Consider the following 24,582-nt stretch of genomic DNA (forward strand, 5'->3'; position numbering starts at 1 on the left):
AGCGCGACCATGAGCATCCAAGCCCCCTTCGATCCGAGCAAGCTGCGGCTCGGCGTCGCCGACAAGCTCAGCGACGTGCACGTGGCGCCGGTGGCGGCCCAGCCGGGCGACACGGTCGATCCGTCCTACCGCGCCAAGGTGACCGAGGCGGCCGTCAAGTTCGAGAGTTTCTTCATCAGCCACATGCTGCACCAGATGCGCTCGGGCACGCGCGAGCTGTCGGCCGAGGACAGCGTCTTCAAGAACAAGGTCAACCAGGACATGCTGGACATGGCCGACAACCTGGTGGCCGACCAGATGGCCGGCCGCCGCGCCTTCGGCGTGGCCGACGTCATCCTGCGCCAGCTGCTGCCGGCGGCGGCCCCGGTGGCTGCCGCCCCGGCGCCGAAAACGGCGGCCGCCACGGCGCTCCCGGCGGCGCCGGACAGCGCCGCGCCGACGGCCTGACCCGGGAAAAATTCCCGGATGGAAATTTTATGCGTGCTTCGCTTAATCCTGGCCGGTTAGCTGTCGCCTTGTACTGATAACGGAGCGCTCGTGCCAGCGTTAGCGCCGTCAGCGACCGCTCCTTCGGCCTTCACCAGGAAAGACCCCGCACCATGAGCATCTCTTACAACGCACTGTCCGGCGCCGTGGCCGCCCAAGCCGCCATCAACACTGTCAGCCAGAACATCGCCAACCTGCAGACCAAGGGCTACACCCGCCAGGGCGTGCTGTTGCAGTCGATCGCCACCGATCCCGGCGTCAACAGCCCCGGCAACGGCGTGCAGGTCGGCGCGCTGCTGCGTTTCAGCGATTCCTACAAGTCGCAGCAGATGTGGCGCGCCAACTCCGACCTCGGCCAGCGTTCGCAAGTCCAGCCCTACCTGACGCAGCTGGAAAAAGTGATGGCCGATAAGACCTCCAGCATCAGCTACGGGGTCGACAACTTCTTCAAGGCGCTCAACGCCGCCGCCGTCGATCCGACCTCGACGCCGCTGCGCCAGCAGGTCATCACGATGGCCGACTCGATGTCTCAGCAAATCAACAGCATCTACAACCTGACCGCCACCCAGGGCGTGTCGGTCAACCAGCAGCGCAGCACGATGCTGCCGTCGATCAACGAATCGCTGGCCGGCATCGCCGCGCTCAACAAGCAGATCATCCAGGTCGGCTCCGCCGGCACCAGCACCTCGGGCCTGATCGACCAGCGCGAGCAACTGATCGACGGCCTGTCGGCGCAGGTGTCGGTGGAAGTGCTCAACAATCCGGACGGCAGCGTCAGCGTCTCGCTCAAGACCGGCCAGCCGCTGGTCATCACCGACATGGCGGCCGCGCTCAGCTTCGACACGCTGTCCGGCACGCAAATCCTGAACCTGAAGTTCGCCGAGACCACGTTCAAACTCGACGACGCCAAGGTCGGCGGCCAGTTGGGCGGCCTCGGCGATTTCCTGCAAAACACCCTGGCGCCGTTGCAGACGTCGATCAAGGAGATCGCCAAGCAGATGTCGGCGATGGTCAACACCCAGCTCAACGCGGGCCTGACCGCCCCCGGCGTCAACGGCAAGGACTTGTTCGTCTACAACCCGGCCAGCGCCACCGGCCTGCTGGGCATCGATCCGACGTTCACGGCGGCGGACCTGGCGTTCTCCAGCGACGGCACCCCCGGCAACAGCGACAACCTGCAATTGCTGGTCGATATCAAGGGCAAGCCGATCCTGAACCTGCCCGGCCTGGGCGATGTGCTGCTCAACGACGCCGATACCCAGGTGGTGGGCAAGCTGGCCGTCGCCAGCCAGCAAAACCAGGCGCTGCTCAAGACCGCCACCACCATCCGCCAGCAGTCCGAGGATGACTGGAAGTCCACCAGCGCGGTCAACCGCGACGAGGAAGCGATCAACCTGATCGAGTTCCAGAACATGTACCAGGCCAATATGAAGGTCATTTCCGTGGCGAACAACCTGTTCGACGCCACCTTGCAAATGTTTAATTAAGGAAACGTCATGCGTATCGCCTCCAGTCAATTCCAGGCCACCATGAACCGTGGCCTGCAGGACAACCAAAGCTGGGTTTCCAAGCTCACCGAGCAATTGGCCTCGGGCGACCGCATCATGCTGCCGTCGGACGATCCGATCGGCGCGGTGCGCATCTCGCGCCTGACGCGCGAGGAAGCGATCGTCGACCAGTATCGCCAGAACATCGCCGCCACCCGGATCCGCCTGACCAGCAACGAAGAATACCTGAGCAGCATGACGCGCGACATCACCTCGCTCAACGACCTGCTGGTGCAGGCGTCCGACGGCAGCAACTCGCCGGCCGACCTGAAGGCGACGGTCACCTCGCTGACCTCGCTGCGCGACAGCCTGCTGTACACGGCCAACCAGAAGGATCAGGAAGGCCGCTACATCTTTTCCGGCACCGAAACGAACACCCAGCCGATCCAGGTCACCTCCGCCCCCGGCGCGCCCGTCACCTATGGCTACATGGGCAACCTGGGGCAGCAAAAGACCGTCATCGGCAACGGCATCACGCAAACCGTCAACGTCGACGTCGACGGCCTGCAGAACCTGCTGACCAAGCTGAGCACCACGATCGAGGCCCTGTCCGATCCGGCGCTGGTGGTCGGCAGCGCCACGGTGCGCGCCGCGCTGACGGACAATATGGACACCGCCACCGCCACGCTCGACCTGGTGGCCGGCAAGATCGCCCAGCTGGGCGGCGCCCAGAACGTGATGCGCACGCTCGACGGCAACCACGCCAACGTCAGCCTGTCGAACAAGACCGCCATCCTGGAGCTGGGACAACTCGACTACGCCGGCGCCCTGACCGAGCTGGCCGGGTATAATTTGTCGCTGGAAGCGTCGTACAAGGCGTATTCCAAGGTGAGCAACCTGTCGTTGTTCAACGTCCTGTAACCGCGTCCCCCTCACTCACCACTAGCGTATGCAAATCTCGCCCCAACCCACCCCCACCGTCATTGTTCCCGGCGGCGCCGGCAATGCCAGCGCGGTGGACGGCACCGCGCTCGGGCTGAACGGCGAGAACGCGGCCACGGCCACCCCGGTCAACCCGACGCCGACGTCGGCGGCGCCGCTGCGCCGCGGCCTGACCAATATGGACCAGCCGTTGCAGGGCGAGATCTCCGGCGCCCAGCAGGCGCTCGACTTCCTCGAACAGAGCGCGGCCCAGCTGCGCAGCCTGAAGGCCGACCTGAGCGCCCGCCTGGCCAGCCGCCAGCGCGCCGACGGCACCCTGGAGGCGCACGTGCGCCAGTTCAGCAACAGCTGGCGCAACCGCTCGCAGGCGTCCGGCGGCACGCTGGACTCGCAGCTCAATTTCAGCAACCAGGCCACCACCACGCGCTTCAACGTGCGCGGCATGAACCTGGCCAACCTGCGCCCGGGCGGGCGCGAAGTGCTGGCCATCTCGCTGGGCGGACAAAACCTCAGTTCGGTGGTGCTCGAGCCGGGCCTGACCGACCAGCAGATCGCCCAGCGCTTCGACACGGCGCTGGCGCCGAGCGGCGTGCGCGCCACCTTGGGCGAGGACGGCCAGCTGGAATTCACCGTCGCCGAATCGCAATGGGGCAATCTGCGCGACACCATCGCCGTGCAGGGCGGCGGCCAGCGCTTCCCCACCGGCCAGCTGAACCGCGTCAAGGCCGAGGCGCAGGCGCCGGTGGTCGACCCGGACAACTGGCAGACCGGCGACGTCGAAGCGATCCGCACCACCTTGCAACAAGTGTTGCAGGCGCTGGCGCAGGTGGAACGCTCGATCGTCTCGGTGCAGACGGCGCTCAACCAGGCCGCCGCGCGGGTCAGGAACACCGTGCCGTCCGGCACCACCGACGGCATGGCGCAGGTCGCGCAGAATTTCGTCAAGGACGCCAAGCAGCCCGGCTACCAGTCGCTGCTGTCGATCACGTCGGCGCTGGCCGGCATCAGCCGCGAGCGCGTGGTGTCGCTGCTGAGCCTGCGCTAAACGGCTACCGCACCCTCGGCAGGCCGGCGCGCGCCAGCGCGCTGAACGCCTCGGCCGGCATCGGCTGCGCGTACACATAGCCCTGCGCGAAGTCGCAGCCGGCCAAGTCCAGCAAATTGCTCTGCGCCACCGTCTCGACGCCCTCGGCCACCACCCGCAGCCCCAGCTTGTGGGCCATCAGGATCAACGCCTCGCACATCGCCAGGTCGCCGCTGTCGTTGGCCAGGTGCTGGATGAAGCTGTGGTCGAGCTTGAGCAGGTCGATGCCGAAATGCTTGAGGTGGGCCAGCGACGAATAGCCGGTGCCGAAGTTGTCCAGCGCCACCTGCAACCCCATCTCGCGCAACTCGCGCAGGCGGTCGCCGACCTGGGCGGCGCCGTCGAGCAGCACGCCCTCGGTGATCTCGATGATCAGGCTGCGCGGCGACAGGCCCAGCCCGGTCGCATAGTCGAGCCAGCCCGCATACAGCGTCGTGTCGCCGCGGAACTGCGCGGTCGACTGGTTGATGCCCACCTGGAAGCCCGAGCCGAGCTCGTCTTGCCAATGCCGGGCCTGCCTGGCCGCCTGGCGGAACACCCAGTCGCCGATCTCCATCATCAGCCCGCCCGATTCGGCGAACGGCAGGAACTCGGCGGGCGCCAGCAGGCCGCGGCGCGGATGGCGCCAGCGCAGCAGCGCCTCGGCCCGCTCGATCTGGCCGCTGCGCAGGTTGACGATGGGCTGGTAGTGCAGCTCGAACTGCTGGCCCGACAGCGCCGAGCGCAAGTCGATGGTGACCTGCTGGCGCGCCTGCGCCGCCTGTTGCAGTTCCGGCGTGAAATAGCTGTAGCGGTTGCGCCCGCCCTGCTTGGCCGCGTACATGGCCTGGTCGGCGTTGCGCAGCAAGGCCTCGGGGGAATTGGCGTCGGCCGGGAACACCGAGATGCCGATGCTGGCCGACACCGACGGATGGGCCACGCCCAAGGTGAAGGGCCGGTGCAGCCGGGCCAGGATGGTCTGCGTGATGCGCTCGATGGCGCTGATCTGCTCGAGCCCGGTGAGGATGACGGTGAACTCGTCGCCGCCCAGGCGCGCCACCGTGTCGGAGGTGCGCACGCAGGCGCCGATGCGCCGCGCGGCCTCGACCAGCAGGACGTCGCCCTGGTCGTGGCCGAGCGTGTCGTTGACCAGCTTGAAGCCGTCGAGGTCGATGAACAGCAGCCCCAGCAGCACGCCCTCGCGGCGCGCCTTCTTGACCTCCTGCTCCAGCCGGTCCTGGAACATATGGCGGTTGGGCAGGGAGGTCAGGCTGTCGAAGTTGGCCTGCTGCCAGATCAGTTCGGTCGAGGCGCGGGTGGCCGTGATGTCGCTCACCAGCGCCAGCGCGCCCAGGTAGCCGCCGTCGCCGTCGAAGATGGGATTGGTCGCCAGCGTCACCCACAGCTCGGCGCGGTCCTTGCGCACGAACTTGAACTCGTGGCGCTCGGCCACGCCGCGCTGGCGCCGCGCGATGTTGCGCTCGAGGATGGCGCGGCCCTCGTCGTCCATGAACGCCACCAGCGGCTGGTCGAGCATCTCCTCGATGGTGTAGCCGAGCATCTGCGCCATCTTCGGGTTGACGAAGCTGGTGCGGGCGCTGGCGTCGATTTCCCAGATGCCCTCCTCGGCGCAATGGACGATGCGGCGGAAGCGCTCCTCGCTGCGTTCGAGCGCGGCGGTCTTGCCCTCGGCCAGCTCGACCATCACCCGCAGCGCCTGGCCGCTGGCGTCGGCGCTGGCGCGCAGGGTGACCGGGAAGCCCTGCTGGTTACGCCCGCGCACCATCTGCAGGTCGCACTGCTCCGGCTGCGCGCTGTTGAGGGCGTGCCGCACGAAGCTGTCGAAGTCCTCGTGGAAGCGCGGCGCGACGAACTGGCGGAACGATGTGGGGTCGGGCTTGCCGCGCGACAAACCCAGCAGATCGGCGCCGACCACGTTCATCTGCAGGATGGCGGTGTCGAAGCCGAGCACGAAGTAGCCGACCGGCGCCAGCAGATAGATATCGTTGAAATAGGACGTTTCGGCGACGGCCTTGCCGGTCTCGGCGGCGTCGGCGGCCGGCACGGCGGCCTCGCCGATGGTCGCCATCATGGCCTCGTACGGCGCCAGGGCCGCCGCCTCGGCGACGACGGCCAGGCCGGCCAGCCCGTCGAGCCGCTCCTCGGTGATCGGCTGCCTGCGGCCGGGCGCCTCGGTACTGGACGTTTGCTTCTCCATACCCTCCCTTTGCGTAACCCCACCCCCGGGGTCAGTGCCGACATTCGGACACGGACTCGTGCATCAATGGCGAACCCGGCCCGGAGCGTCGGTGTCGCCATGCGGACATCGGCGGAGCTCGTGTCCGAATGTCGGCACTGACCCCGCTGGGGGTATGGGGTTAGACTAGCATTTACGGATGGCGATGTCGAGAAAACACGGGAAGTTAGCGATGTGCACGGTTCAAACGTTGTTCCGCGCGTCGTTGCAACGCCTCAAACAACAGGCTCAGCGCCCAGTAGATCAGCGCGGCGGCCAGGTACAGCGGCAGCGGCCGGAATGTCGTGGCGATCACTTCCTTGGTCGAGAGCATCAACTCGGTCATGGTGATGACCGAGACCAGCGAGGTGTCCTTGATCAGGCTGATCAAGGTGTTGCTCATTGCCGGCACGGCGATCCTCAGCGCCTGCGGCAAGACCACGTGGCGCAACGTGCTCCAGTAGCCGAGCCCGAGGCTGTAGCTGGCCGCCCACTGCCCGGTGCTGACGGCGCCGATGGCGCCGCGCAGGCTCTCGGAGAGGAACGCGCCCGAATTCAGACTCAGCGCCAGGATGCCGGCCGTCACCGGCGTGAATTCGATGCCGACGCTGGGCAGGCCGTAATAGATGACGAACATCTGCACCAGCAGCGGCGTGCCGCGCATCAGGCTGACGTAGACGGCGGCCGGCCAGCGCAGCACGCGGTAAGGCAGGATGCGCATCACCGCCACCGGGAAGCCGATCAGCAGTCCGCCCAGCATCGACGCCAGCGCGAACACCACCGTGTAGCCGGCGCCGCGCAGCATGACGGGCGCCGCCTCGGTCAGCAGCGCCCGCAAATCCAGCAGCCCCTGCCAGTCCATGCTCAGGGCGCCTTGCTGACGTCAGTGCCGAACCATTTGATCGAGATCGCCGTCAGGCTGCCGTCGGCGGCGACGGCGGCCAGCGCCTTGTCGAGCGCGGCCTTGAATTCCGGATTGCCCTTGTGGAAGGGAATGCCCATGCGCTCGACCGCGCCGACCCGGGCCCCGGCCTTGATCGGCAACTTGGAGATTTTCAGCAGATAGGCCGACATCAGGCTGTCGTTGAGGGCGGCGTCGAGCCGGCCGCTGGCCAGGTCCGACATCGTGTCGGGCGCGGCCGCGTAGCTGCGCACGTCGATGCCGGGCACCGCCCTGGCCTGCTGCTCGTAGACGCTGCCCTGCCCGACGCCGAGCTTCTTGCCCTTCAGATCGGCCAGCGACGCGTAGACGGCCTTCTCGTCCTTGCGCACGATCAGCTGCGGCATCGAGTAGATATACGGGGTGGAAAAGTCGAACGCCTGCTCGCGCTTGGGATTGATGCCCACCTGCGAAATGATGACGTCGTATTTATTGGCCGACAGCCCGGCCAGGATGCTGGCCCATTCGCTGCTGACGAACTCCACCTTCAAGCCCAGCCTGGCCGCCAGCAGGCGCGCGACATCGACGTCGTAGCCGGCCAGCTGCCCGGTCTTCTGGTCCTTGTAATTGAACGGCGGATAGGTTCCCTCCAGCGCCACCTTCAACGTGCCGCGCGCCTTGACGGTGGCCAGCAAATCGGCCGCCGACGCCGTGGCCGGCGCCCATGCCGCCGCCAGCGCGGCCGCGGCCATCACCGCCAGCGCCGCGCGACGCAGCGCCGGGCGCCGCGCAGGCTGGACGGGGGTAACAAAACTGCACTCGGGTGTCTGCATGGTTTTCCTCATAATGGCAGGCGCTACCAGGCGCCCATACGGCGACGCAGGCCGAAATTGTGGCCGACGACCAGCATCGAGGTGGCGATCAGCCCGCTCAGCCCGATCATCAACTGTACCAGTTTATCGTCCGGCAGCACCCACATCGAGCCCGGCGGCGCCTCGCCGAGGCGCGCCGCCGCCATGATCAGCGGCGCCACCCATTGCGCTTCCGGCGTCACATCGAGGATCAACGCGCCGTCCTGGGTGGTCTGCATGTAGATCTCGCCGCCCTCGGCCAGCGTGAAGCAGACGCCGTAACCGGTTTCATTCTTGCCGATATGTTGCTGCAGGCTGAGGTTATGCTCCTCGATCCACAGTTCGACGTCGGCCGGGCTCTCGAGCCCCTGCCACGGCACCGGCTTGAAACGCGGCGGCTCATTCTTATCTTGCATACTCATCCCGTTGACTGGCCAAGCCGCCAGTTTACCCGATAGCAGGCATCGACGATGAAATTCAAGTATCTATACGGCACGGTCCGCAGGGAGCATGGGTCGGACTTCGGCCGGTACCTCGACGACTTGCCGGTCAGCCCTTCCAGGTGCGCTTCAGGCCGGTATCCGCGTGGATCCAGCCGCCGCGCGGGCCGGCGCGGTAATAGAAGCCGACGCCGCCCTGGCGGAAGCTCTTGACCAGGCCGCCGAGCACTTCGGCGTTCAGGTTGGCGATGCGGATGTCGGCGGCGCGGCCTTCGATGTGCAGCGACTGGCGCGCGGCCGGCACGCCGGCTTCGCGCAGCTTGTTGTTGGACGAAGATGTGCGGTAGCCCGACAGGATCTCCAGCGGCGTATCGATGCCGTAGCGCTGCACGAACGCCTGGGTGCCCCACAACGTTTCGAACAGTTTGGGATCGATGCGGGCGGTTTCCTTGCCGTTGACATCGCGCAGCAGGTGGCACAAATCCTGGTAGGCGGACTCGATGATCTCGCCGTCGCGCCAGTACAGCAGCTTGGCGCGCTCGTTGCTGGCCGGACGGAACACCTCGATGGTGCGCGGCTTGAGCCAGAATTCCATGTCGAGCAGCTGGGCGTCGAAGATGTCCGGCGGCGGCTCGATCTCGCCGCTGCCCGCGCCGAGGCCGGACGGGGCCGATTGGGTCGACGCCGACGGCATGCTGGCCGCCGTCCGCGGCTGCGTGACGACGGCCGGCGCCGCCACACGCGCGGCGGGCGGCTTGGCGGCCGCGCCGGCGCTGGTTTTACGCGCCGCGCTGTCCGACGCACATCCTATCAACGGCACGGATAACAACCCCGCCGCCGTCAACCCCAAGCCCTGCTGTAAAAACTCTCTGCGCGATGCCATAGCTATTCCGTAAAACTCGATAGGGATACTATAGCGTAAGCAGGGGGAAATGAAAAACACGGCAGGCCCGCGAGACGCCCCCGGCTAACGTACCGCCAACCGCACCGTCCTTTCCGGCACGACCAGGCCGTTCGCCAACGTCCGCTGTGGCACGACCATCGCCACCCAACCGCTGACCTGGTCGTCGCCCAGCAGGTTGATCTCCATCTGCAGCTGGCGGTCCAGCGCGACGAAGGCATTCGGCGCGGCCGCGACGAGTTGATGCCACTGGCCGTCATCGATGCGGGCATACATGTGCATGCCGCGCGGCGCGATCGCCAGGGTCTGGCCGTTGGACAGCGTATAGCCGCGCCGGTAGTCGTCGTAGTCCTGCGGCCACATCTTGCGGTAGCGCTGCGGCAGCTCGATGCGCACTTGCGCGCCCGCCTGGCTTGCCTTGTAGGGAACCGGGACCGACTGCTGCTCGGGCTCGCTCTGCTGCCGAGCCTGCACCGCCGCCGCCATCGCCATCGCCCATCCCGCCGCCCCGATTACCAGCTTGCTTGCGTTCAGCCGTTTCATGATGACTCCTTTATCGATTAAATCCGCGAGGCTATATTTAAGCAGCCACGCGCAAAACCGCAAATGCAAACTCGCTATCAGGCGCGCGGCGGCATCGATATTTAATATGAGTCGGGGACCAGGGCGACACGCGATAGACGTATCGAAAAGCCTGGCGGTATGGCGATGGACCGCAACGGCGGTGGATTACGCGGCGGCGGCCACCGGTTCCGGCTGCAGCAAGGCCGCGCGCGGCTCGTCGAGCAAATAGCCCTGCGCCAGCAGCGGCACGCCGGCGGCATCGCCCAACTGCCGCAGCACCGTCAGCGTCTGCGGCGTTTCCACCCGCTTGAACAGCACCGAGACGTTGGCCTCGGCCGAGCGCCGCAGCAAGGCCAGCACATTCTCGGTGTCATGCAGCTCGCGCGCGTCGAGCTTGAACACGTCCGGACGCAGCCGGTCCAACACCTGCAACCCGTCCGGGGCGCTGGCGACGTTGACGGCGAAGCGGAAACCGTTGCGCCGGTAGTTGTCGGACACATAATTCAACAGCCAGCCCTGCTGCGGCGTCGCCGCCGGCAGCTGCAGCACGATGCGCGACAACGGCAACTCCAGCGCGTCGAGAATGCGGCGGAACGCGTGGCCATGGTTGCTGCTGACGGCGCTGAGCAGGCGGTCGTGCACGTTCAGGTACAGATCGGCGTCGGCGTTGGGCGCGCTATCGGCCTGGCGGAAGAAATTGATCGCGTGCAGCATGCGGCACAGGCGGTCGAGCTCGATAGACTCGTCGTCGCTGGCCGCGTGGTCGAGCAGTTTCCACAGCGACAGCCCCATGTCCTGCGCCGACACGCTGCGCGCCAGCCCCTCGTAGGCATGGATGGCGCCGGTCTCTAGCTGACGGACCGGCTGGAAGGCGCTGCTCATGGTGCAATTGAAAAACCGCCCCTGCGCCTTGCCCTCGTGATCGAGCCAGATGCTGGTGGCGGCGCCGGTCGCGTCGGATAGACGCGCCAGGTATTTTTGCAGAACGGGAAATGACATGGGTTCCTCGACGGATACAGGCAATGTCGACAGCGTATGCGGGCGCCGGAAAAAGCAGAACGAATGCTTTCAGCTATGGATATGCCAAAACATTCCTTCCGCTCACACGGGGGCGCGGCTATTGTGGGACATCGTCAACCAAGTCCGGATCGCCCGCCCCATGTGCCAACTACTCGCTATGAACAGCAGCAAGCCTGCCGCCGTCGATTTTTCGTTCGCGGGCTTCGCCGAACGGGGCGGCCGCACCGGCGAACACCGGGATGGCTGGGGCATCGCGCTGCACACCGGCAGCGGTTGCCGCCTCTACACCGACTTCCTGCCGTCGATCGACTCGCCGCTGGCGGCGCAGTTCAAGCAAAACCCGATCAAGGCGAAAAACGTCGTCGCGCATATCCGCAAGGCCACGCAGGGCCGCATCTCGCTGGAAAACAGCCACCCGTTTACGCGCGAACTATGGGGCCGGACCTGGTCGTTCGCCCACAACGGCGATTTAAAACTGTTCAACCCGAATCCCAGCCTGTACGCGCCGTGGGGCGACACCGACAGCGAGCGGGCGTTCTGCCACCTGCTGTCGGGCCTGGCGCTGCGGTTCGAGCAGGCGCCGCCGCGCCACCTGCTGTATCGAACGCTGGAAACGCTGGCCGGCGAGATCGCCGACTACGGCACCTTCAACTTCATCCTGTCGAACGGCGAGCTGCTGTTCGCCCATTGCAGTACGGATTTGCATTTCGTCGTCAGGGAGTATCCGTTCTCGGTCGCCAAGCTGATCGATTGCGACCTGAGCATCGATTTCAGCAAGCACAACCATCTTGACGACCGCATCGCCGTCATCGCCACGCAACCGCTGACGTCGAACGAAGCGTGGACCAGGCTGGCGCCGGGCGAGCTCAAGCTGTTCGTCGGGGGGGAGGAAGTGGGCGCGGCGCCGGCCCGGCGCGAGGAATGGCAATTGGCCGTCTGCTGTTGAAGCAACGCCGGCCACGGCCGGCTGGCATCAAGCTGAATTACAGTTACAGAAACGCTTGCGCTTGGCCGCATCGGGGACGCCGGCCTCGTCGAGCTGCTTCCAGAAGAACACCGTTTCCACGCCATACGGCGAGCGCACCTTGCCCGCGTCCACATAGCCGTGCCGAGCGAAAAACGCCTGGCCGGTGGCCGTGCTGTGCAGTTGCAGCGCCTTGACGCCCCAGCTGCCAGCCTGCTCCTCCACCCGCGCCAGCAGGGCCTTGCCGATGCCGTGCCCGCGCGCCTCGGGCAATAAATAGCACAACGCCAACTTTCCCGCCCCGGTCAGCAAAGCGACGCCGACCACGACGCCTTCGCTGACCGCGACCAGCGAAAAATTGGTGGGCGAACTGAACCAGTTCGCCACCATCTGCGGCGTTTTGTTGCCCAACCACGCATCCAGGATCGCCGGATCGTTTTTATGGTCGAGCTCACAGCACTCCGTGATAGAGCGGCGCAAGACATTGCACGCCGCGTCCGCGTCTGTCGAAACAGCGATGCGGACTTCCAGACTCCGAATTTCAAGACTCATGTACGCTCACAAATATTCCCGATAGCAAAATGAAGTCGCGCTTCTCAGTGCCTGATACGACTATACACCAAGCTGTCAAAGCCGTTGCGGAAGCACCCGGGTGGAGTGTCGCGGCGCCGGTTTTCCCTATGACAGCCTAGTTGCTGGCCCTGCTTTTGCCCACGAATGTTTTCAAAAATCGTTATACGGTTTTTAACGAAAACTTGGCGCGATCCAAACGGTCTAAGCATATTACGAAAAATTCGTATCTTTTCCGGGCGAAATTTTACACCATGGTCGCCTGTTATTACGAAAGCTCATTATGACCAACAAAAATCCTGCTCGCCGCCTCGTCGTCACCTCGTTGCTGGCCGCATCGGCGCTGTTCATGGGCCTGCCGCTGCAAGCCAGCGCCGCCGAAACCGTGCTGCTGAACGCCTCGTACGACGTCGCGCGCGAACTGTTCAAGGAGATCAACCCGGTATTCGTTGCCGACTGGAAGAAGACCACCGGCGAAACCGTCAACGTCAACCAGTCGCACGGCGGCTCGTCCAAGCAGGCCCGCTCCGTCGCCGACGGCATGGAAGCGGCCGTTGTCAGCATGAACCAGGCGAATGACATCGATTTGCTGGCCGATCGCGGCCTGGTGGTGCAGGATTGGGCCAAGAAGTTCCCCAACAACGCCGCGCCGTTCTACTCGACGATGGTATACCTCGTCCGCAAGGGCAATCCGAAGCAGATCAAGGACTGGGCCGACCTGGCCAAGCCGGGTGTCAAGGTGGTCATCCCGAATCCCAAAACCGCCGGCAACGGCCGCTACACGTATCTGGCGGCCTGGGGCTCGGTGGTGAAAAAAGGCGGCACCGAGGCGCAGGCGCGCGATCTGGTCACCAAGATATTCAAGAACGTGCCGGTGCTGGACGCCGGCGGCCGCGGCGCCACCACCACCTTCACCCAGCGCAACATCGGCGACGTGCTGGTGACCTTCGAAAACGAGGTGAATCTGGTGCGCGCCGAATTCGGCGACAACTTCGAGGTGGTCTACCCGTCGATCTCGATCCTGGCCGAGTCGCCGGTGGCGGTGGTCGACAAGGTGGTCGACCGTCGCGGCCTGCGCAAGCAGGCCACCGGCTACCTGAACTTCCTCTACACCGAGGAAGCGCAGGACATCATCGCCAAGCATTACTTCCGCCCGCGCTCGGAAAAGGCGTTCAAGAAGTACAGCGCCAATTTCCGCCAAATCACCATGTTCACGGTGGATGACGTCTTCGGCGGCTGGAAAGCGGCGCAGAAGAAGCATTTTGACGACGGCGGCGAATTCGACAAGATCTACCAGAACAAATAAGGTTATACGGATCGATTCGTTTGCAAAGGCCGCGAATGCCCTTAATCTGGATGGGTAGTAATCAGCCGCAGTAGTTAGCTGCCCAACCAGACTAAGGATGCACGATGGCCATTTCTGAAATTAATGTACGTAACCAGTTCCGCGGCAAGATCAAGGAAATCATCTTCGGACCGGTGGTTTCGGAAGTCGATGTGGAAACCCAGCACGGCATCGTCACCTCGGTGATCACGTCGCGCTCGATCCATGACCTGGACCTGAAAGTGGGCAGCGAAGTCATCGCCCTGGTGAAATCCACCGAGGTGTCGATCGCCAAGATCAGCAGCTGAGAGGTCAAGCAACGGCAGCACCCCGCAGTACCGGCCGCCGCCGCGGCCTGAAAGCCGAAAAGCCCCGAGCGCTCCCCCGCCTCGGGGCTTTATTTCTGGCTGATACAAAATAATAGAATCCGTAGGTTACATACAATAGACGAGAAACCACTTTAATGTTATCGTCTATCCTTCGTATTGCCGCATAGCTAGTCTTAGTTTTGCGTTGCGCCTTCTTCTGGCGCCCGTTTCACTCCTCACTCCCAAGAATACCTAACATGCTCAAGAAAATTGTTGCTGTATTGCTGAGTACGTTCACTGCGGCCGCGCTCGCAGTGCCGCTCGGCTCACAGTCCGTGCTGGTTGTCGAAGACGACACCGGCAAGGTCCTCCTCGAAAAAAACTCCACTGTTCAAGTACCGATCGCGTCGCTGACCAAGCTGATGACCGCGATGGTGGTGCTCGACTCCAAACCGGACATGGCGGCGCCCATCAGCATCGACCAGGCCGACGTCGATATGCTCAAGCACAGCACCTCGCGCGTGCCGGTCGGCGCGGAAATCCCGCGTGGCGATGTGCTGCAATTGGCGCTGATGTCGTCAGACAACCGCGCCGCCGCATCGCTGGCCCGCACCTATCCGGGTGGCCCCGCCGCGTTCAAGGCGGCGGTCAACGCCAAGATCCGCGCGCTGGGCCTGACCCAGACCGTGATCGAGGAACCAACCGGTTTGTCGCCGCACAACCGCTCGACCGCGACCGATCTGGTCAAAATGGCAAAGGCCGCGTCGGCCTATCCGGAGATCGCCCGCATCACGACCGACACCAAGGACATCATCAAGATCAAGGGTCGCCAGGTGGAGTATCACAACACCAACCGCCTGGTCGGCGCCAAGGGTTGGGACGTCGGTTTGTCCAAAACCGGTTACACCGAAGAGGCTGGTCGCTGCCTGATCATGCGCTTTAAATCTGGTGGAAAGAACAACACGCTGGTGTTGTTGAATGCGAAAGCAAATTCGGCGCGGTTGATGGATGCGTTCAATATCCGCCGCTTTATTTCGGGTCCGATCGAGAAACCAAAAGTATTGAAGGCTGCGGCAAAAACCAAGAAGAAAGTTATCAAGGCTAACAAACGGAATCGTCGGGCCATGTGATTTTGTTGTTGTAACAGCACGCTAAAAAACCGGACTTGCCTCCGGTTTTTTTTCGTCTGTAAATTCGCAACCACGGCGTTTGGAGTGATCCGCCCCACGTGGATCTGCGGTTGCGCGTCCTTTCCATGCTGGATATTGGTGTTTTCGTGCTAATTTTTAGCTTGGTTCGAGCATCGAACGGCGTTCGGCTGTTCGGTGCGGTCGTTTAATTATCGAGGAGGTTGCGCAGGCCGCTAGCGCGCTGGGTGCGCTGGGCGATCGCGTCCAGCAGCACTTGGCCGTTCGGAGTCAGTAACGTAAAGTAGTCGCGGGCGCGGGTGATGCCGGTGTAGATCAGCTCGCGCGCAAGCATGCCGCCGCTGTCTTTCGGCAGCGCCAGCACCGTGTGCTTGAACTCGGAACCTTGTGATTTGTGCACCGTCATGGCGAACGCCGTTTCGACGTTGCGCAGCCTTGTGGCGAGCACGCTGCGGACGTTCTCGCCTTCCGAAAAGTACACGCGCAGCGCGCCCGGACGCGCCGGGTCCGGCAACGTCAGGCCGATGTCGCCATTGAAAACGCCGGTGCCGTAGTCGTTGCGGGTGACCATCACCGGCCGCCCGACGTACCATTCGCCGGTTCTTTTCAGCAAACCGGCCGACTGCAATCTTTTTTCGACGACATCGTTCAAGCCGGTCACGCCCCACTCGCCCTCGCGCAGCGCGCACAAGATCCGGAAGGTTTCGAAGCTATTCAGTACAGATTTCACCCAAGCAAGTCGTATGACCTCCTCGCCTTCCGGCGCCCCTGCCGCGATCATGTTGAGGTAATCCCGATAACCACCGGCTGCGCCCTGTCGACCCGCCAAAGCGATCTGCAGCAAGTCCGCAACTTGCGCCGGGTCGATCCAGGCGACCTTTTCCTCGTCGCTCGCGCGCAGCACTTCGACCGCGGCGGCGGCGTCGCCGGCGTTGACGGCCAGCGCCAACGCGCCGATCGGACCGCCAAAACGACGGCTTTCGCGCAGCATCACCGTTTGCTGGGCGATCGGACCGCCGTTCCCGGCAAAGCTCGCCGGCAATCGCTGACCTGTGCTTTCTAGCACGTAGGTCAACGTTTCCGCGCCGTAGTCGCCGGCTTCGGCGTTGTGGCACAGGTCGCCCAATACCGCGCCGGCCTCCACAGAAGCGAGCTGGTCCTTATCACCCAGCATTATCAAGGTGGCGGTCGGTGGCAGCGCGGCCAGCAGCGCCGACATCATCTCCAGGTGAATCATTGACGCCTCATCAACAATAAGCACGTCGACATCGAGTTGATTGCCGGCGTGATGCTGGAACGCGCGCGTATCGGGCCGGGCGCCCAGCAAACTGTGCAAGGTCCGCGCCGCGCCCAGCTCCCGCTCCGGCATCACGTCACGCACCCGCTGGTCCAGGCCGGCCAGCGCGACGTCGATCGATTGCTTGAGCCGGGCCGCCGCCTTGCCGGTCGGCGCGGCCAGCGCCACGCGCAGATCGGAATGGCGGCCGCCGCTGGTTGCGAACAGCAGGGCCAGCAAGCGGGCGACCGTATAGGTCTTGCCGGTGCCGGGACCACCGGTGATGATGCCGAGCTTGCCTCGCATGGCGACCGCGCACGCGACCTTTTGCCAGTCGACGCCGCCGCCGCGCGCCGCATGGGGGAACAGGATGTCTAGCCAGCGGCGCACGCCGGCCACTTGGTCGTCGGCGTCGATGGCGATGACGCCGCCGAGCGCGCGGCTGCGCACCGCTTTGGCGACCAGCGTTTCGTCACGCCAATAACGGCGCAGATACAGCCGTTCGCCATCGAGCACCAGCGGCTGCTGGAAATCGAGGTCGCCAACGGGCCAAACCTGGTCGCAACCGGCAAGCAGAGTTCGCCAGGCGGCGGGGGTTTTCGGCCAGACGCCCACCGTGTCGCGCAGTTCGCGCCACTCGTCGCCGGTCCAGCCCAGCAAGGCGGCGGGGTCGGCAGACAATTCGTCCAGCATCAAACAACTGTGGCCGCGCCCTTCCAGTTCCGACAACAGCACGCAAGCCACCATCAACTGCGGCGAACTGCTGCCAACGGAGGCAATGAAGCGCGCAAACGCCCCGCTCAGGCGGCGCAGGTGCCCGCTTTCGGTCAGCGCGTCGATCTGCGCGAACAGCGGCGCCGACGTTTCGGATGCCGGCCGTGTTTCAATAGTCATCTTGTGCCCCGTCATCCATCCGCGCCGCACCGGAGTAGCCGAGCAACCGGTCCAGTCCGTCCAGCAGCGCCGGGTCCGGCGCCATCCAATAACAACCGCGCGTCTGCGTGTTGGCAATGCCTCGCAAGAACAGGAACACGGCGCCCCCCAGATGCTCGGCCGGATCGTAGCGTTCGCCCAGGCGGCTTTGCAACAGCCGGTGCAGCGCCAACATGTAGATGGCGCCCTGGATGTCGTAGCGATGCTCGGCGATCGCCGCAACCAGCGCCGGCTCGTGGTAGGCGGCGTCGCCCGCGCCCAGCGCGTTCGACTTGTAATCGAGTACCCAGAATTTTCCCTCGTGCTCGAACACCAGGTCGGCGAAACCTTTGAGCATGCCGTGCAACTGCCGCTCCGGCAGCGACGGCCGCGCCGCGCCGTCCAGCAAATGCGCAACGCACAGTTGATCGAGCTCGCCGGTGTCGAGCCGCTCGCTCGGGAACCAGAACTCCATCTCCGGCAGCGGCGCTTCGATGCGGCTCAACGCCGCGTTCACATACGGCAGCTCGGTGGTGGCGATCTCGCGCAGCCAGGCCAGCGTGTCGCCTAGCCGGTTGCCCCAGCCCGCGCGCTCGACCCGGCGCGTCAGCCGCGCCTCGAAATTCTCCTGTTCGACGATGGCGAAACCCTCGTCGCCCATCCACTCCAACTGCTCGTGCAGGAAGTTACCCGGCACGGAACCGCGCGGGAAGCGATGCCACGGCGCGTCCTCGACCCGCACCGGCAGCACGATGCCCGGCGCGTCGCCGTCTTCGAGCAAGGTGGCCTGCGAACCGTCGCGCGGCACCGGCGCCGCGCCCGCGTTGTCGGAAGAGCCGATCATGCCGGTCGGGCCGGTGCGCCGCGCCAGCGAGCTGAAACTGCCGACCGACCAATCGCGCTCGAAACGGCCGGTGTAGTGCAGCGGTTCGAGCAACGGCGGGCGCTGTTCGATCCTGCTCAACCGTGTCGCCGGCTGCGGCGCCATGTCCAGGGTGACGATGTTGATCGCCGCGCAGCCCTTGCACGTATGCTCCCAGCGCTCCGTCACCAGATCGGACGGCAGCGCCTCGCCGCCGGTGAGCAGGTAGCCGAGCGCCGATTCGTGCAGGGTGTTGTCGCCCGCCTTGCGGCCGGCCAGCGCCGTCACGCCCAACCACAGGAAGTGGCGCGCTCGCGTCAGCGCCACGTACAACAGGCGCAAATCCTCTTGCAGGCGCGCGCGCTCGACCAGTTCCATCGCCGTTTCGGTGAGCGCCATGTCGATCCGGCGCACGCCGTCATCGTCGCTGAACTCGAAGAAGCTGCGGTTGCGCCGCTCCACCTTGCGCGCCGTGACCGCGAACGGCAGATACACCAGCGGGTACTCCAGGCCTTTCGATTTGTGCACCGTGACGACCTTCACCAGTTCGGCGTCGCTTTCCAGGCGCAGCACGCGCTCGTCGCCGGCGCCCTCGCCGCCTTCGATCTGTTCGGCGAGCCAGCGTATCAGCGCCTGTTCGCCATCGAGCTGGCGGCTGGCCGATTGCAGCAGCTCGGCCAGATGCAGCAGATTGGTCAAGCGCCGCTCGCCGCCCGGTTGCCGCAGCAGGGCAGCCGGCAGTTGCAGCTCGTGGATGAAGCGGCGCAGCATCGCCAGCACACCCTGGCGCTGCCAGATGATGTGCAGCGCTTTGAGCTGCTCGACGCGCTCCTCCCATGCCAGTTCGTCCGATGTCATCAGCGCCAGGTGCGCCAGTTCCAGTCCGGCCGTGCGGGTGGCGTAGGCGGCCCGCGCCAGCGCGCCGTCGAGCGGATTCGCGACCGCCGACAGCCAGCGCAGCACGTCGGCCGCCTCCCCGCTGTCGGTCACCGAATCCTTGTCGGACAGGTAGACGCTGGCGATCTGGCGCCGCTGTAACGCGCGCCGTATCGCCGCCGCCTCCTTGCGGTCGCGCACCAGCACCGCGATATCGGCCGGCTTCAGGCGCTCGAATCCATCCGGGCCGTCGAAGCCGGAGCGTTCGTCGTTCAGCTTGGCGACGATGTCCTCGGCGCAGTGATGGGCGAAGAACTCGCGGTAGCTGTCGGCTTTCAGGTCTTGCGCGGCGCTGCACGCCACCACCAGCGCCGGCACGTCGCCGTCCGCGCCGACCATGCGTTCCTTGCGGCCCTTGGCGCCGACCGCCTCGAACGGCAGCGGGTTGACACGCGTGCCCGGGTCGCGGAAGCGGAACGCGCCCCGTCCAAAACCGCCCTGCGCCGCCTCGCCCTCGGCGATCATGAACAGATGGTTGACCGCTTCCACGACCGGCTTGGTGGAGCGGTAGTTGGTGCCCAGCTGATAATGACGACCGGTGGTGGCCTTGCGCGCCGACAGATAGCTGTGGATGTCGGCGCCACGGAAGCCGTAGATCGACTGTTTCGGATCGCCGATCAGGAACAGCCCCGTCTCCGGGTCGTTGTCCGCCACCCGGTACAGCAGGTTGAAGATCTGGTACTGGTTCGGCGCCGTGTCCTGGAACTCGTCGACCATCGCCACCGGATACTGCTCGGTGATGCGCTTGCGCAGCGCGTCGGCGTTCTCGCCCTGGAGCGCGGCGTTCAGACGATCCAGCATGTCGGCGAAGCCGAATTGACGGTTGCGCTTTTTCAGCTCGTTCATACGATTGGCGACCGAGGCGGCGGCGTGGCGGTACAGCGCGTGCGCCATCGGCTCAAGCTCGTCGAGGGCCTGCTTTAGCACCCCGGTGGCGTCGAAGTCCTCCGGGATGGCGGCGCTGAAGCCTTTGGAAAAGGCGTCCTCGATACCCCACGGCGTCAGCCGCTTCCAGGCCGTGTCGGTAATCTCGGGCAGCACGGCGCCCGGGTCCAGCGCCCAGGCGCGCAGACCGTTGAACCAGCCGGCCAGCGAATCGGGCCGCATCTTGTTACCGTTGAAGCACTTCGGCGACATCTCGCGGTGCTGGGCGATCCACTGTTCCATGCGGTTGGCGCGTTCGTGCCACCCGGCCTTCAGGCCGGCCAGTTGCGCCAGTTGCTCGCGCTGCACCGCGCCGATCAACGCCCCCAGCGACTGCGTCGCGTCGACATCGCCGATGATGTCGGCGCGCTTGACCAGTTCGCGGATCGACTTTTTCATCACGCCGACATCGCTCCAGCAAGACAGCAACGCCTCCAGCGACACCGCGTTGAGCGGATAGACCTGCTGCCGCCAGTAGTCGTGCGCGGCGTCCTCGAACAGCGCCTGCTCGTCGCTGACCAGCTCCTCGTCGAACAGGCTGCCGCTGTCGAAGGCGTGCTCGCGCAGCATGCGCTGGCACCAGGCGTCGATGGTGAAAATGGCCGCTTCGTCCATCGTCTCCGCCGCCAGCATCAGCCGGTGCGCGGCCCGTTGACGCTCGGCGTGGCTCGGGTACGATTCCAGGATCGCGTCCAGGTAATCGTCGCGGGTGTCGCCGTCGTCCATGTCCTCGAAGCGGCGCACGTAGGCCGCCGCCTCCACCAGCCGCTCGCGCACGCGGTTCGACAGCTCGCGCGTGGCGGCGCGGGTGAAGGTCATCACCAGGATATCGGCCGGCAGCAGCGGCCGGCGGTAGCCGTTCTCGCCGCCGTGGCCCAGCACCAGCCGCACATACAGCGCGGCGATGGTCCAGGTCTTGCCGGTGCCGGCGCTGGCCTCGATCAGGCGCGATCCGTGCAGCGGGAACGTCAGCGGAGCGAGTTGATTAGTTTGTTGACGCGCGTCGTCGCTCATGGCTGGCTCCCCGCCTCGATGGCCTCGATCGTGATGTGGTGTTCCAGCCAGTTCGCCAACGGCCCGTACAAGGCGTCGGAGACGTCGGCGAAATCCGGCTGCGCGCTCAGCGCCGCGAAGTCCGGCCACAGGCGGGCAAGGCACAGCTCCTCGTTCTCGCCGGAGATTTCAAAGCCGCCATCGTAGACCGCGCGCGGATCGCCGCCCTGCGCCAGCGCCAGCGCGGTTTTGCAGGCGGTCGGCAACGGACGGTTCATGCCGTCGCGCCACAGGCAAACCAGCTCGCGCAGCGCCTCCAGCGCCTCGTCGCGCGGCAGCGCCTTCATCGTCACGATGGCGTCGCGCGCCACCAGGTAGCCGGTGACGGGCATGCCGGCGGCGGCGGCGGCCAGCTGCCGCAGCCACATGGCGATCAATTTGTCGCCGCGCGGCTTGCCCTGCTTGTCCGTCACCTTGGACGACATCTGCGTCAGCCACACCGTCTCCAGGCCGTTGCTGCGCAGCTGGTCGATCCAGTCGTCCACGCGCACGCCGGCCAGAACCAGGCTCAATGCCACCTTGGCGGCCGGTTGCGGATAGTGCTCGCGCAAGGTGAGCCAGGCGCAGCGCACCGGCACCAGCGCCTCCACCAGCTGGCGCTGATACTGCTGGCCGATCAACCCGATCGGCAGCACGCCTTCGCGCGCCAGCCGCTCCGCGCGCTCGGTCAGCTTGTCGTAGACTTCCTCGATCTGCTCCGCGTCGGCGCCGTCGTCGAGCATCGTATCCTCGAGCAGATAGCGTTCCAGCGCGTTCAGCGAGAACGGTTCCTCGTCCTCGCCCACCAGCGCCGATTCACCGAACATCACGCCCAGCCGCTGGCGGAAGAAGAAGCGCACCGGCTGGCGCACGAAATTATTCAGGCTAATGAGTTTCAAGCTGAATTTGTCGTCGATGTCGAACGGCGGCAGCTCGGACGAAGCCGGTGCTTCGCCATCTTCGCCATCCTGCCCCGCCTTGTGCGCCTCGCGCCATTCGCGCGCATAGGTCAGCAAGCCGCCGGCCTCGAAATACCGGCGGCTGAACGGCTGCAGCGCGTGCTCGGTGGTGCGCGCGTGCAGGTCCAGCTGCCAGCCGTTGACCAGGTAATCGCGCAGCTGCGACACCAGCACCGACGCCGGCTGCTCGCTGTTGTCGCGTACATTGCGACCCACCCAGCTGATGTACAGCTTGTCGCGCGCCGCCAGCAGCGCCTCCAGCATCAGGTAACGGTCGTCGTCGCGGCGCGAGCGGTCGCCGGGACGCGCCATGCCCGGCTGCGCCAGCAGATCGAAATCGGCCTTCGGCGCCCGGCGCGGGAAGTCGCCGTCGTTCATGCCGAGCAGGCACACCACGCGGAACGGCACGGCGCGCATCGGCATCAGGGTGCAGAAGGTCACGCCGCCGGAGACGAATTGGTGGTTCAGCGTCGGCTCGTCCATCAATCCCAGCCAGGCCTCGCGCAGCACCGCCAGCGGCACCGCTTCGTCGAACTGCGCGCCTTCGCAGGTTTCCAGCCAGTTGTTGAGGGCATCGTCGAGCTGCGCCAAGGTCAGGCGGTCGCCCTCCTCGCCGGCGCTGAAGAAAGACGCCAGCAAGGCGCGCGCCTGCACGCCCCAGTCGGCCGGCGAACGCGCCTGCGCCAGCACCGCGCGCCAATGCAACAGCGCCTCGACCAGTTGCGCCAGCGAGCCGGCCAGCGCCGCATCGAGGCCGCCGACTTCCGAAAACGGTTCGATGCCGGCGAAGCTGGCGCCGGCGTCGCCCCCGCCGCCGCTCGCATAGCCGAGCAGCATGCGGCGCACGCCGAAGATCCAGGCATTCTGCTCGCCCGCCGGGCCCAGTCCCAGTCCGCTGCGGTGTTCCTGGTCCAGGCCCCAGCGCACGCCGGCGCCTTCGATCCACAGTCCGAGGGTCGGCAAGTCGTCCTCGCCCAGGCCGAAGCGCGAGGCCAGCGCCGGCACGTCCAGCAGATCGCGGATCTCGCTTTGGCGGCAGCGCTGCTGCGGCAATCGCAACAGCCACTCCAGCGCCACCAGCAGCGGGTTGACGCTGCGGTCGTTGACGTCGCCGATCTCGAACGGAATGTAGCGCGCGTCGCTGCGGCGGTGCTGCGCGAAGACCGCGTGGATCGCCGCCGAGAAGGTGTCGATGTCCGGCACCATCACCACCACGTCGCGCGGGCGCAAAGGCGGCCCGCCATCTTTCGCTTCGGCGCCGGCGAACATCTTCAGCAGCTGGTCGTGCAGCACCTCCACCTCGCGCTGCACGCTGTGGGTGATGTGGAATTCGATCGAACGGTCGTCGTCCGGCGGCGGCACGTGCGGGTGCTCGGACAGCGGCAGCAGATCGCGCACGGCCGCCTGCACCTGCGATAACAGCGTGCCGCCATCGCCCTCGCTGAACAAATCGATGCGCAGCGGCGCCACGTGGTCGTCGTCGCCCGACTCGCTGGCGATGGCCGCCGCGCTGGCCGAGGCTTCGTCGAATTCGTCGAGCATGCGCACGAAGTCGCGTCCCTGCCGCCCCCAGCTGGCCAGCAGCGGATGGCTGTGCGCGTGCAGTTCCTCGAGCGGAATCAAGCCCAGGTCCTGGCCGTTGCGCAATTGCTGTCGGCGGTGCGCGGAGCGCAGCAGGTCGCGTCCCTCGATGATGTCGCCCCAATAAAACTGGCACGGATTGGGCACGGCCAGCACCACTTGCGCGTAGCGCGCCAGCGAGGCGAGCGCCTGCAGGCTTTGATACGGCAGCGCCGAGACGCCGAAGATGACGATGCGGCGCGGCAGGCGTCCGAGCGGCGCCTCGCCGGCGGAGCTGGCGCGCACGAATTCGGTGTGCACCGTCGCCCGCCCCAGGTCGCGCTCCTCGGGATCGACGTCGGCGATCACCGCGCGCCACAACTGGCCCTGCCAGCGTTGATCGTCCGGCAGCGGCACCGCTTCGTCGCGGGCGTTGCGCAGCTGGTCGCGGCCATGCGCCCAGTCGTCGAGCCAGTCGGCGCGGTACACCTGGTACTGGTCGAACAAGTCGGCCAGCCGCTCGGCCAACTGCAGGCGCCGCTCCGCCTCGCCGTCGGCGAGGAAGTGGCGCAATGGGGCGAAAATCGGATCGGCCAGCAAGGTGGGCAGCAGGCGCATCAGGCGCCAGGTCAGCGGCCCCTTGTCGAAGGCGGAGCGGACCGGCACCCGCTCGCGGCCCAACATGCCGCGGTAGGTTTCCCAGAGAAAGCGCGCCGGCAGCGCCACGCGGGTGGCCGCGCACACGCCCATTTCCTCGGCCAGCGCGATCTTGAGCCACTCGGCCACGCCGTTCGACTGCACCAGGAAAATATCCGATTCCAGCGCCCCGAGCGGATGATTGCGCAGCCACTGGAACACGGCCGCGCGCAGCTGCTCCATTTGATTGCCGTGCAAAATCAACAAGCCGGGGGTGATGCTGGGTTGCATAAGACTCTTT

At 65.7% G+C, this 24,582-nt stretch carries 19 protein-coding genes; 8 read left to right on the top strand and 11 right to left on the bottom strand.

Going from position 1 to position 24,582, the window contains the following annotated elements:
- Nucleotides 1–9: 9 nt before the first annotated feature.
- The 4 genes from BMX85_RS01910 to BMX85_RS01925 all read left to right on the top strand — a co-directional run bounded on the left by BMX85_RS01910 (nucleotide 10) and on the right by BMX85_RS01925 (nucleotide 3,960).
- On the top strand, nucleotides 10–447 hold the full coding sequence (locus BMX85_RS01910; protein WP_090313996.1) for a rod-binding protein: 438 nt from the start codon (nucleotides 10–12) through the stop codon (nucleotides 445–447).
- 152 nt (nucleotides 448–599) lie between these two features.
- Nucleotides 600–1,973 carry a flagellar hook-associated protein FlgK gene (flgK, locus tag BMX85_RS01915; protein WP_090313997.1) on the top strand — a complete coding sequence of 458 codons (1,374 nt, stop codon included), beginning with the start codon at nucleotides 600–602 and terminating at the stop codon, nucleotides 1,971–1,973.
- 9 nt (nucleotides 1,974–1,982) lie between these two features.
- Nucleotides 1,983–2,894, top strand: coding sequence for a flagellar hook-associated protein FlgL (flgL, locus tag BMX85_RS01920; RefSeq protein ID WP_090313998.1), 912 nt, complete (start codon nucleotides 1,983–1,985; stop codon nucleotides 2,892–2,894).
- Nucleotides 2,895–2,922: 28 nt separating this feature from the next.
- Nucleotides 2,923–3,960 (top strand): hypothetical protein, encoded by a 1,038-nt coding sequence (locus tag BMX85_RS01925; protein ID WP_090313999.1) that lies wholly within the window; start codon nucleotides 2,923–2,925, stop codon nucleotides 3,958–3,960.
- 4 nt (nucleotides 3,961–3,964) lie between these two features.
- On the opposite strand, the gene BMX85_RS01930 is transcribed toward BMX85_RS01925, so the two are convergent.
- The 7 genes from BMX85_RS01930 to BMX85_RS01960 form a co-directional block, all read right to left on the bottom strand.
- On the bottom strand, nucleotides 3,965–6,196 hold the full coding sequence (locus tag BMX85_RS01930; protein ID WP_090314000.1) for a putative bifunctional diguanylate cyclase/phosphodiesterase: 2,232 nt from the start codon (nucleotides 6,194–6,196) through the stop codon (nucleotides 3,965–3,967).
- Nucleotides 6,197–6,401: 205 nt separating this feature from the next.
- Nucleotides 6,402–7,076, bottom strand: coding sequence for an amino acid ABC transporter permease (locus tag BMX85_RS01935; protein WP_090314001.1), 675 nt, complete (start codon nucleotides 7,074–7,076; stop codon nucleotides 6,402–6,404).
- A gap of 2 nt (nucleotides 7,077–7,078) precedes the next feature.
- On the bottom strand, nucleotides 7,079–7,846 hold the full coding sequence (locus BMX85_RS01940) for a transporter substrate-binding domain-containing protein (protein ID WP_177196668.1): 768 nt from the start codon (nucleotides 7,844–7,846) through the stop codon (nucleotides 7,079–7,081).
- Between the two features lie 104 nt (nucleotides 7,847–7,950).
- Entirely contained in the window at nucleotides 7,951–8,361 is a 411-nt protein-coding gene (locus BMX85_RS01945) for a hypothetical protein (protein WP_090314003.1), read from the bottom strand.
- Nucleotides 8,362–8,494: 133 nt separating this feature from the next.
- Complete coding sequence (locus BMX85_RS01950) at nucleotides 8,495–9,268, bottom strand: YcbK family protein (protein ID WP_229210241.1); 774 nt, start codon at nucleotides 9,266–9,268, stop codon at nucleotides 8,495–8,497.
- An 84-nt stretch (nucleotides 9,269–9,352) separates the two neighbouring features.
- Entirely contained in the window at nucleotides 9,353–9,829 is a 477-nt protein-coding gene (locus BMX85_RS01955; protein ID WP_090314004.1) for a hypothetical protein, read from the bottom strand.
- Between the two features lie 186 nt (nucleotides 9,830–10,015).
- Complete coding sequence (locus BMX85_RS01960; protein WP_090314005.1) at nucleotides 10,016–10,849, bottom strand: EAL domain-containing protein; 834 nt, start codon at nucleotides 10,847–10,849, stop codon at nucleotides 10,016–10,018.
- Nucleotides 10,850–11,009: 160 nt separating this feature from the next.
- On the opposite strand from BMX85_RS01960, the gene BMX85_RS01965 reads away from it, so the two are divergent.
- Complete coding sequence (locus tag BMX85_RS01965; protein WP_090315144.1) at nucleotides 11,010–11,816, top strand: class II glutamine amidotransferase; 807 nt, start codon at nucleotides 11,010–11,012, stop codon at nucleotides 11,814–11,816.
- 27 nt (nucleotides 11,817–11,843) lie between these two features.
- Here BMX85_RS01965 and BMX85_RS01970 read toward each other — a convergent pair whose 3' ends face one another.
- Complete coding sequence (locus BMX85_RS01970) at nucleotides 11,844–12,386, bottom strand: GNAT family N-acetyltransferase (RefSeq protein WP_090314006.1); 543 nt, start codon at nucleotides 12,384–12,386, stop codon at nucleotides 11,844–11,846.
- Between the two features lie 301 nt (nucleotides 12,387–12,687).
- Between BMX85_RS01970 and BMX85_RS01975 the strand changes: the two genes are divergently transcribed.
- From BMX85_RS01975 to BMX85_RS01985, 3 genes are all read left to right on the top strand, one after another.
- Nucleotides 12,688–13,710 (top strand): sulfate ABC transporter substrate-binding protein, encoded by a 1,023-nt coding sequence (locus BMX85_RS01975; RefSeq protein ID WP_090314007.1) that lies wholly within the window; start codon nucleotides 12,688–12,690, stop codon nucleotides 13,708–13,710.
- A 104-nt stretch (nucleotides 13,711–13,814) separates the two neighbouring features.
- Entirely contained in the window at nucleotides 13,815–14,036 is a 222-nt protein-coding gene (locus BMX85_RS01980; protein WP_019919846.1) for a TOBE domain-containing protein, read from the top strand.
- 257 nt (nucleotides 14,037–14,293) lie between these two features.
- Complete coding sequence (locus BMX85_RS01985; protein WP_090314008.1) at nucleotides 14,294–15,166, top strand: serine hydrolase; 873 nt, start codon at nucleotides 14,294–14,296, stop codon at nucleotides 15,164–15,166.
- 205 nt (nucleotides 15,167–15,371) lie between these two features.
- Here the strand turns inward: BMX85_RS01985 and recD are convergent, their stop codons facing one another.
- Genes recD through recC form a run of 3 tightly spaced genes read right to left on the bottom strand, consistent with a single transcriptional unit; the run spans nucleotide 15,372 to nucleotide 24,572 of the window.
- The gene (gene recD, locus BMX85_RS01990) at nucleotides 15,372–17,354 is read right to left on the bottom strand and encodes an exodeoxyribonuclease V subunit alpha (protein WP_090314009.1); all 1,983 of its coding nucleotides are present in this window, start codon (nucleotides 17,352–17,354) and stop codon (nucleotides 15,372–15,374) included.
- Nucleotides 17,344–21,108 (bottom strand): exodeoxyribonuclease V subunit beta, encoded by a 3,765-nt coding sequence (recB, locus tag BMX85_RS01995; protein ID WP_090314010.1) that lies wholly within the window; start codon nucleotides 21,106–21,108, stop codon nucleotides 17,344–17,346. Before recB ends, recD begins: the two co-directional genes overlap by 11 nt.
- Complete coding sequence (recC, locus tag BMX85_RS02000; protein WP_090314011.1) at nucleotides 21,105–24,572, bottom strand: exodeoxyribonuclease V subunit gamma; 3,468 nt, start codon at nucleotides 24,570–24,572, stop codon at nucleotides 21,105–21,107. The genes recB and recC overlap by 4 nt, the downstream gene beginning before the upstream one ends.
- Between the last annotated feature and the right edge of the window lie 10 nt (nucleotides 24,573–24,582).

The sequence above is a fragment of the Duganella sp. CF517 genome (assembly GCF_900110275.1).
In the GTDB taxonomy this organism is placed as follows: Bacteria; Pseudomonadota; Gammaproteobacteria; order Burkholderiales; family Burkholderiaceae_D; genus Rugamonas.

Coding starts and splice junctions, on each gene's coding strand:
- BMX85_RS01910 (WP_090313996.1), top strand. CDS start 10: ATGAGCATCCAAGCCCCCTTCGATCCGAGCAAGCTGCGGCTCGGCGTC.
- flgK (WP_090313997.1), top strand. CDS start 600: ATGAGCATCTCTTACAACGCACTGTCCGGCGCCGTGGCCGCCCAAGCC.
- flgL (WP_090313998.1), top strand. CDS start 1,983: ATGCGTATCGCCTCCAGTCAATTCCAGGCCACCATGAACCGTGGCCTG.
- BMX85_RS01925 (WP_090313999.1), top strand. CDS start 2,923: ATGCAAATCTCGCCCCAACCCACCCCCACCGTCATTGTTCCCGGCGGC.
- BMX85_RS01930 (WP_090314000.1), bottom strand. CDS start 6,196: ATGGAGAAGCAAACGTCCAGTACCGAGGCGCCCGGCCGCAGGCAGCCG.
- BMX85_RS01935 (WP_090314001.1), bottom strand. CDS start 7,076: ATGGACTGGCAGGGGCTGCTGGATTTGCGGGCGCTGCTGACCGAGGCG.
- BMX85_RS01940 (WP_177196668.1), bottom strand. CDS start 7,846: ATGGCCGCGGCCGCGCTGGCGGCGGCATGGGCGCCGGCCACGGCGTCG.
- BMX85_RS01945 (WP_090314003.1), bottom strand. CDS start 8,361: ATGCAAGATAAGAATGAGCCGCCGCGTTTCAAGCCGGTGCCGTGGCAG.
- BMX85_RS01950 (WP_229210241.1), bottom strand. CDS start 9,268: ATGGCATCGCGCAGAGAGTTTTTACAGCAGGGCTTGGGGTTGACGGCG.
- BMX85_RS01955 (WP_090314004.1), bottom strand. CDS start 9,829: ATGAAACGGCTGAACGCAAGCAAGCTGGTAATCGGGGCGGCGGGATGG.
- BMX85_RS01960 (WP_090314005.1), bottom strand. CDS start 10,849: ATGTCATTTCCCGTTCTGCAAAAATACCTGGCGCGTCTATCCGACGCG.
- BMX85_RS01965 (WP_090315144.1), top strand. CDS start 11,010: ATGTGCCAACTACTCGCTATGAACAGCAGCAAGCCTGCCGCCGTCGAT.
- BMX85_RS01970 (WP_090314006.1), bottom strand. CDS start 12,386: ATGAGTCTTGAAATTCGGAGTCTGGAAGTCCGCATCGCTGTTTCGACA.
- BMX85_RS01975 (WP_090314007.1), top strand. CDS start 12,688: ATGACCAACAAAAATCCTGCTCGCCGCCTCGTCGTCACCTCGTTGCTG.
- BMX85_RS01980 (WP_019919846.1), top strand. CDS start 13,815: ATGGCCATTTCTGAAATTAATGTACGTAACCAGTTCCGCGGCAAGATC.
- BMX85_RS01985 (WP_090314008.1), top strand. CDS start 14,294: ATGCTCAAGAAAATTGTTGCTGTATTGCTGAGTACGTTCACTGCGGCC.
- recD (WP_090314009.1), bottom strand. CDS start 17,354: ATGACTATTGAAACACGGCCGGCATCCGAAACGTCGGCGCCGCTGTTC.
- recB (WP_090314010.1), bottom strand. CDS start 21,108: ATGAGCGACGACGCGCGTCAACAAACTAATCAACTCGCTCCGCTGACG.
- recC (WP_090314011.1), bottom strand. CDS start 24,572: ATGCAACCCAGCATCACCCCCGGCTTGTTGATTTTGCACGGCAATCAA.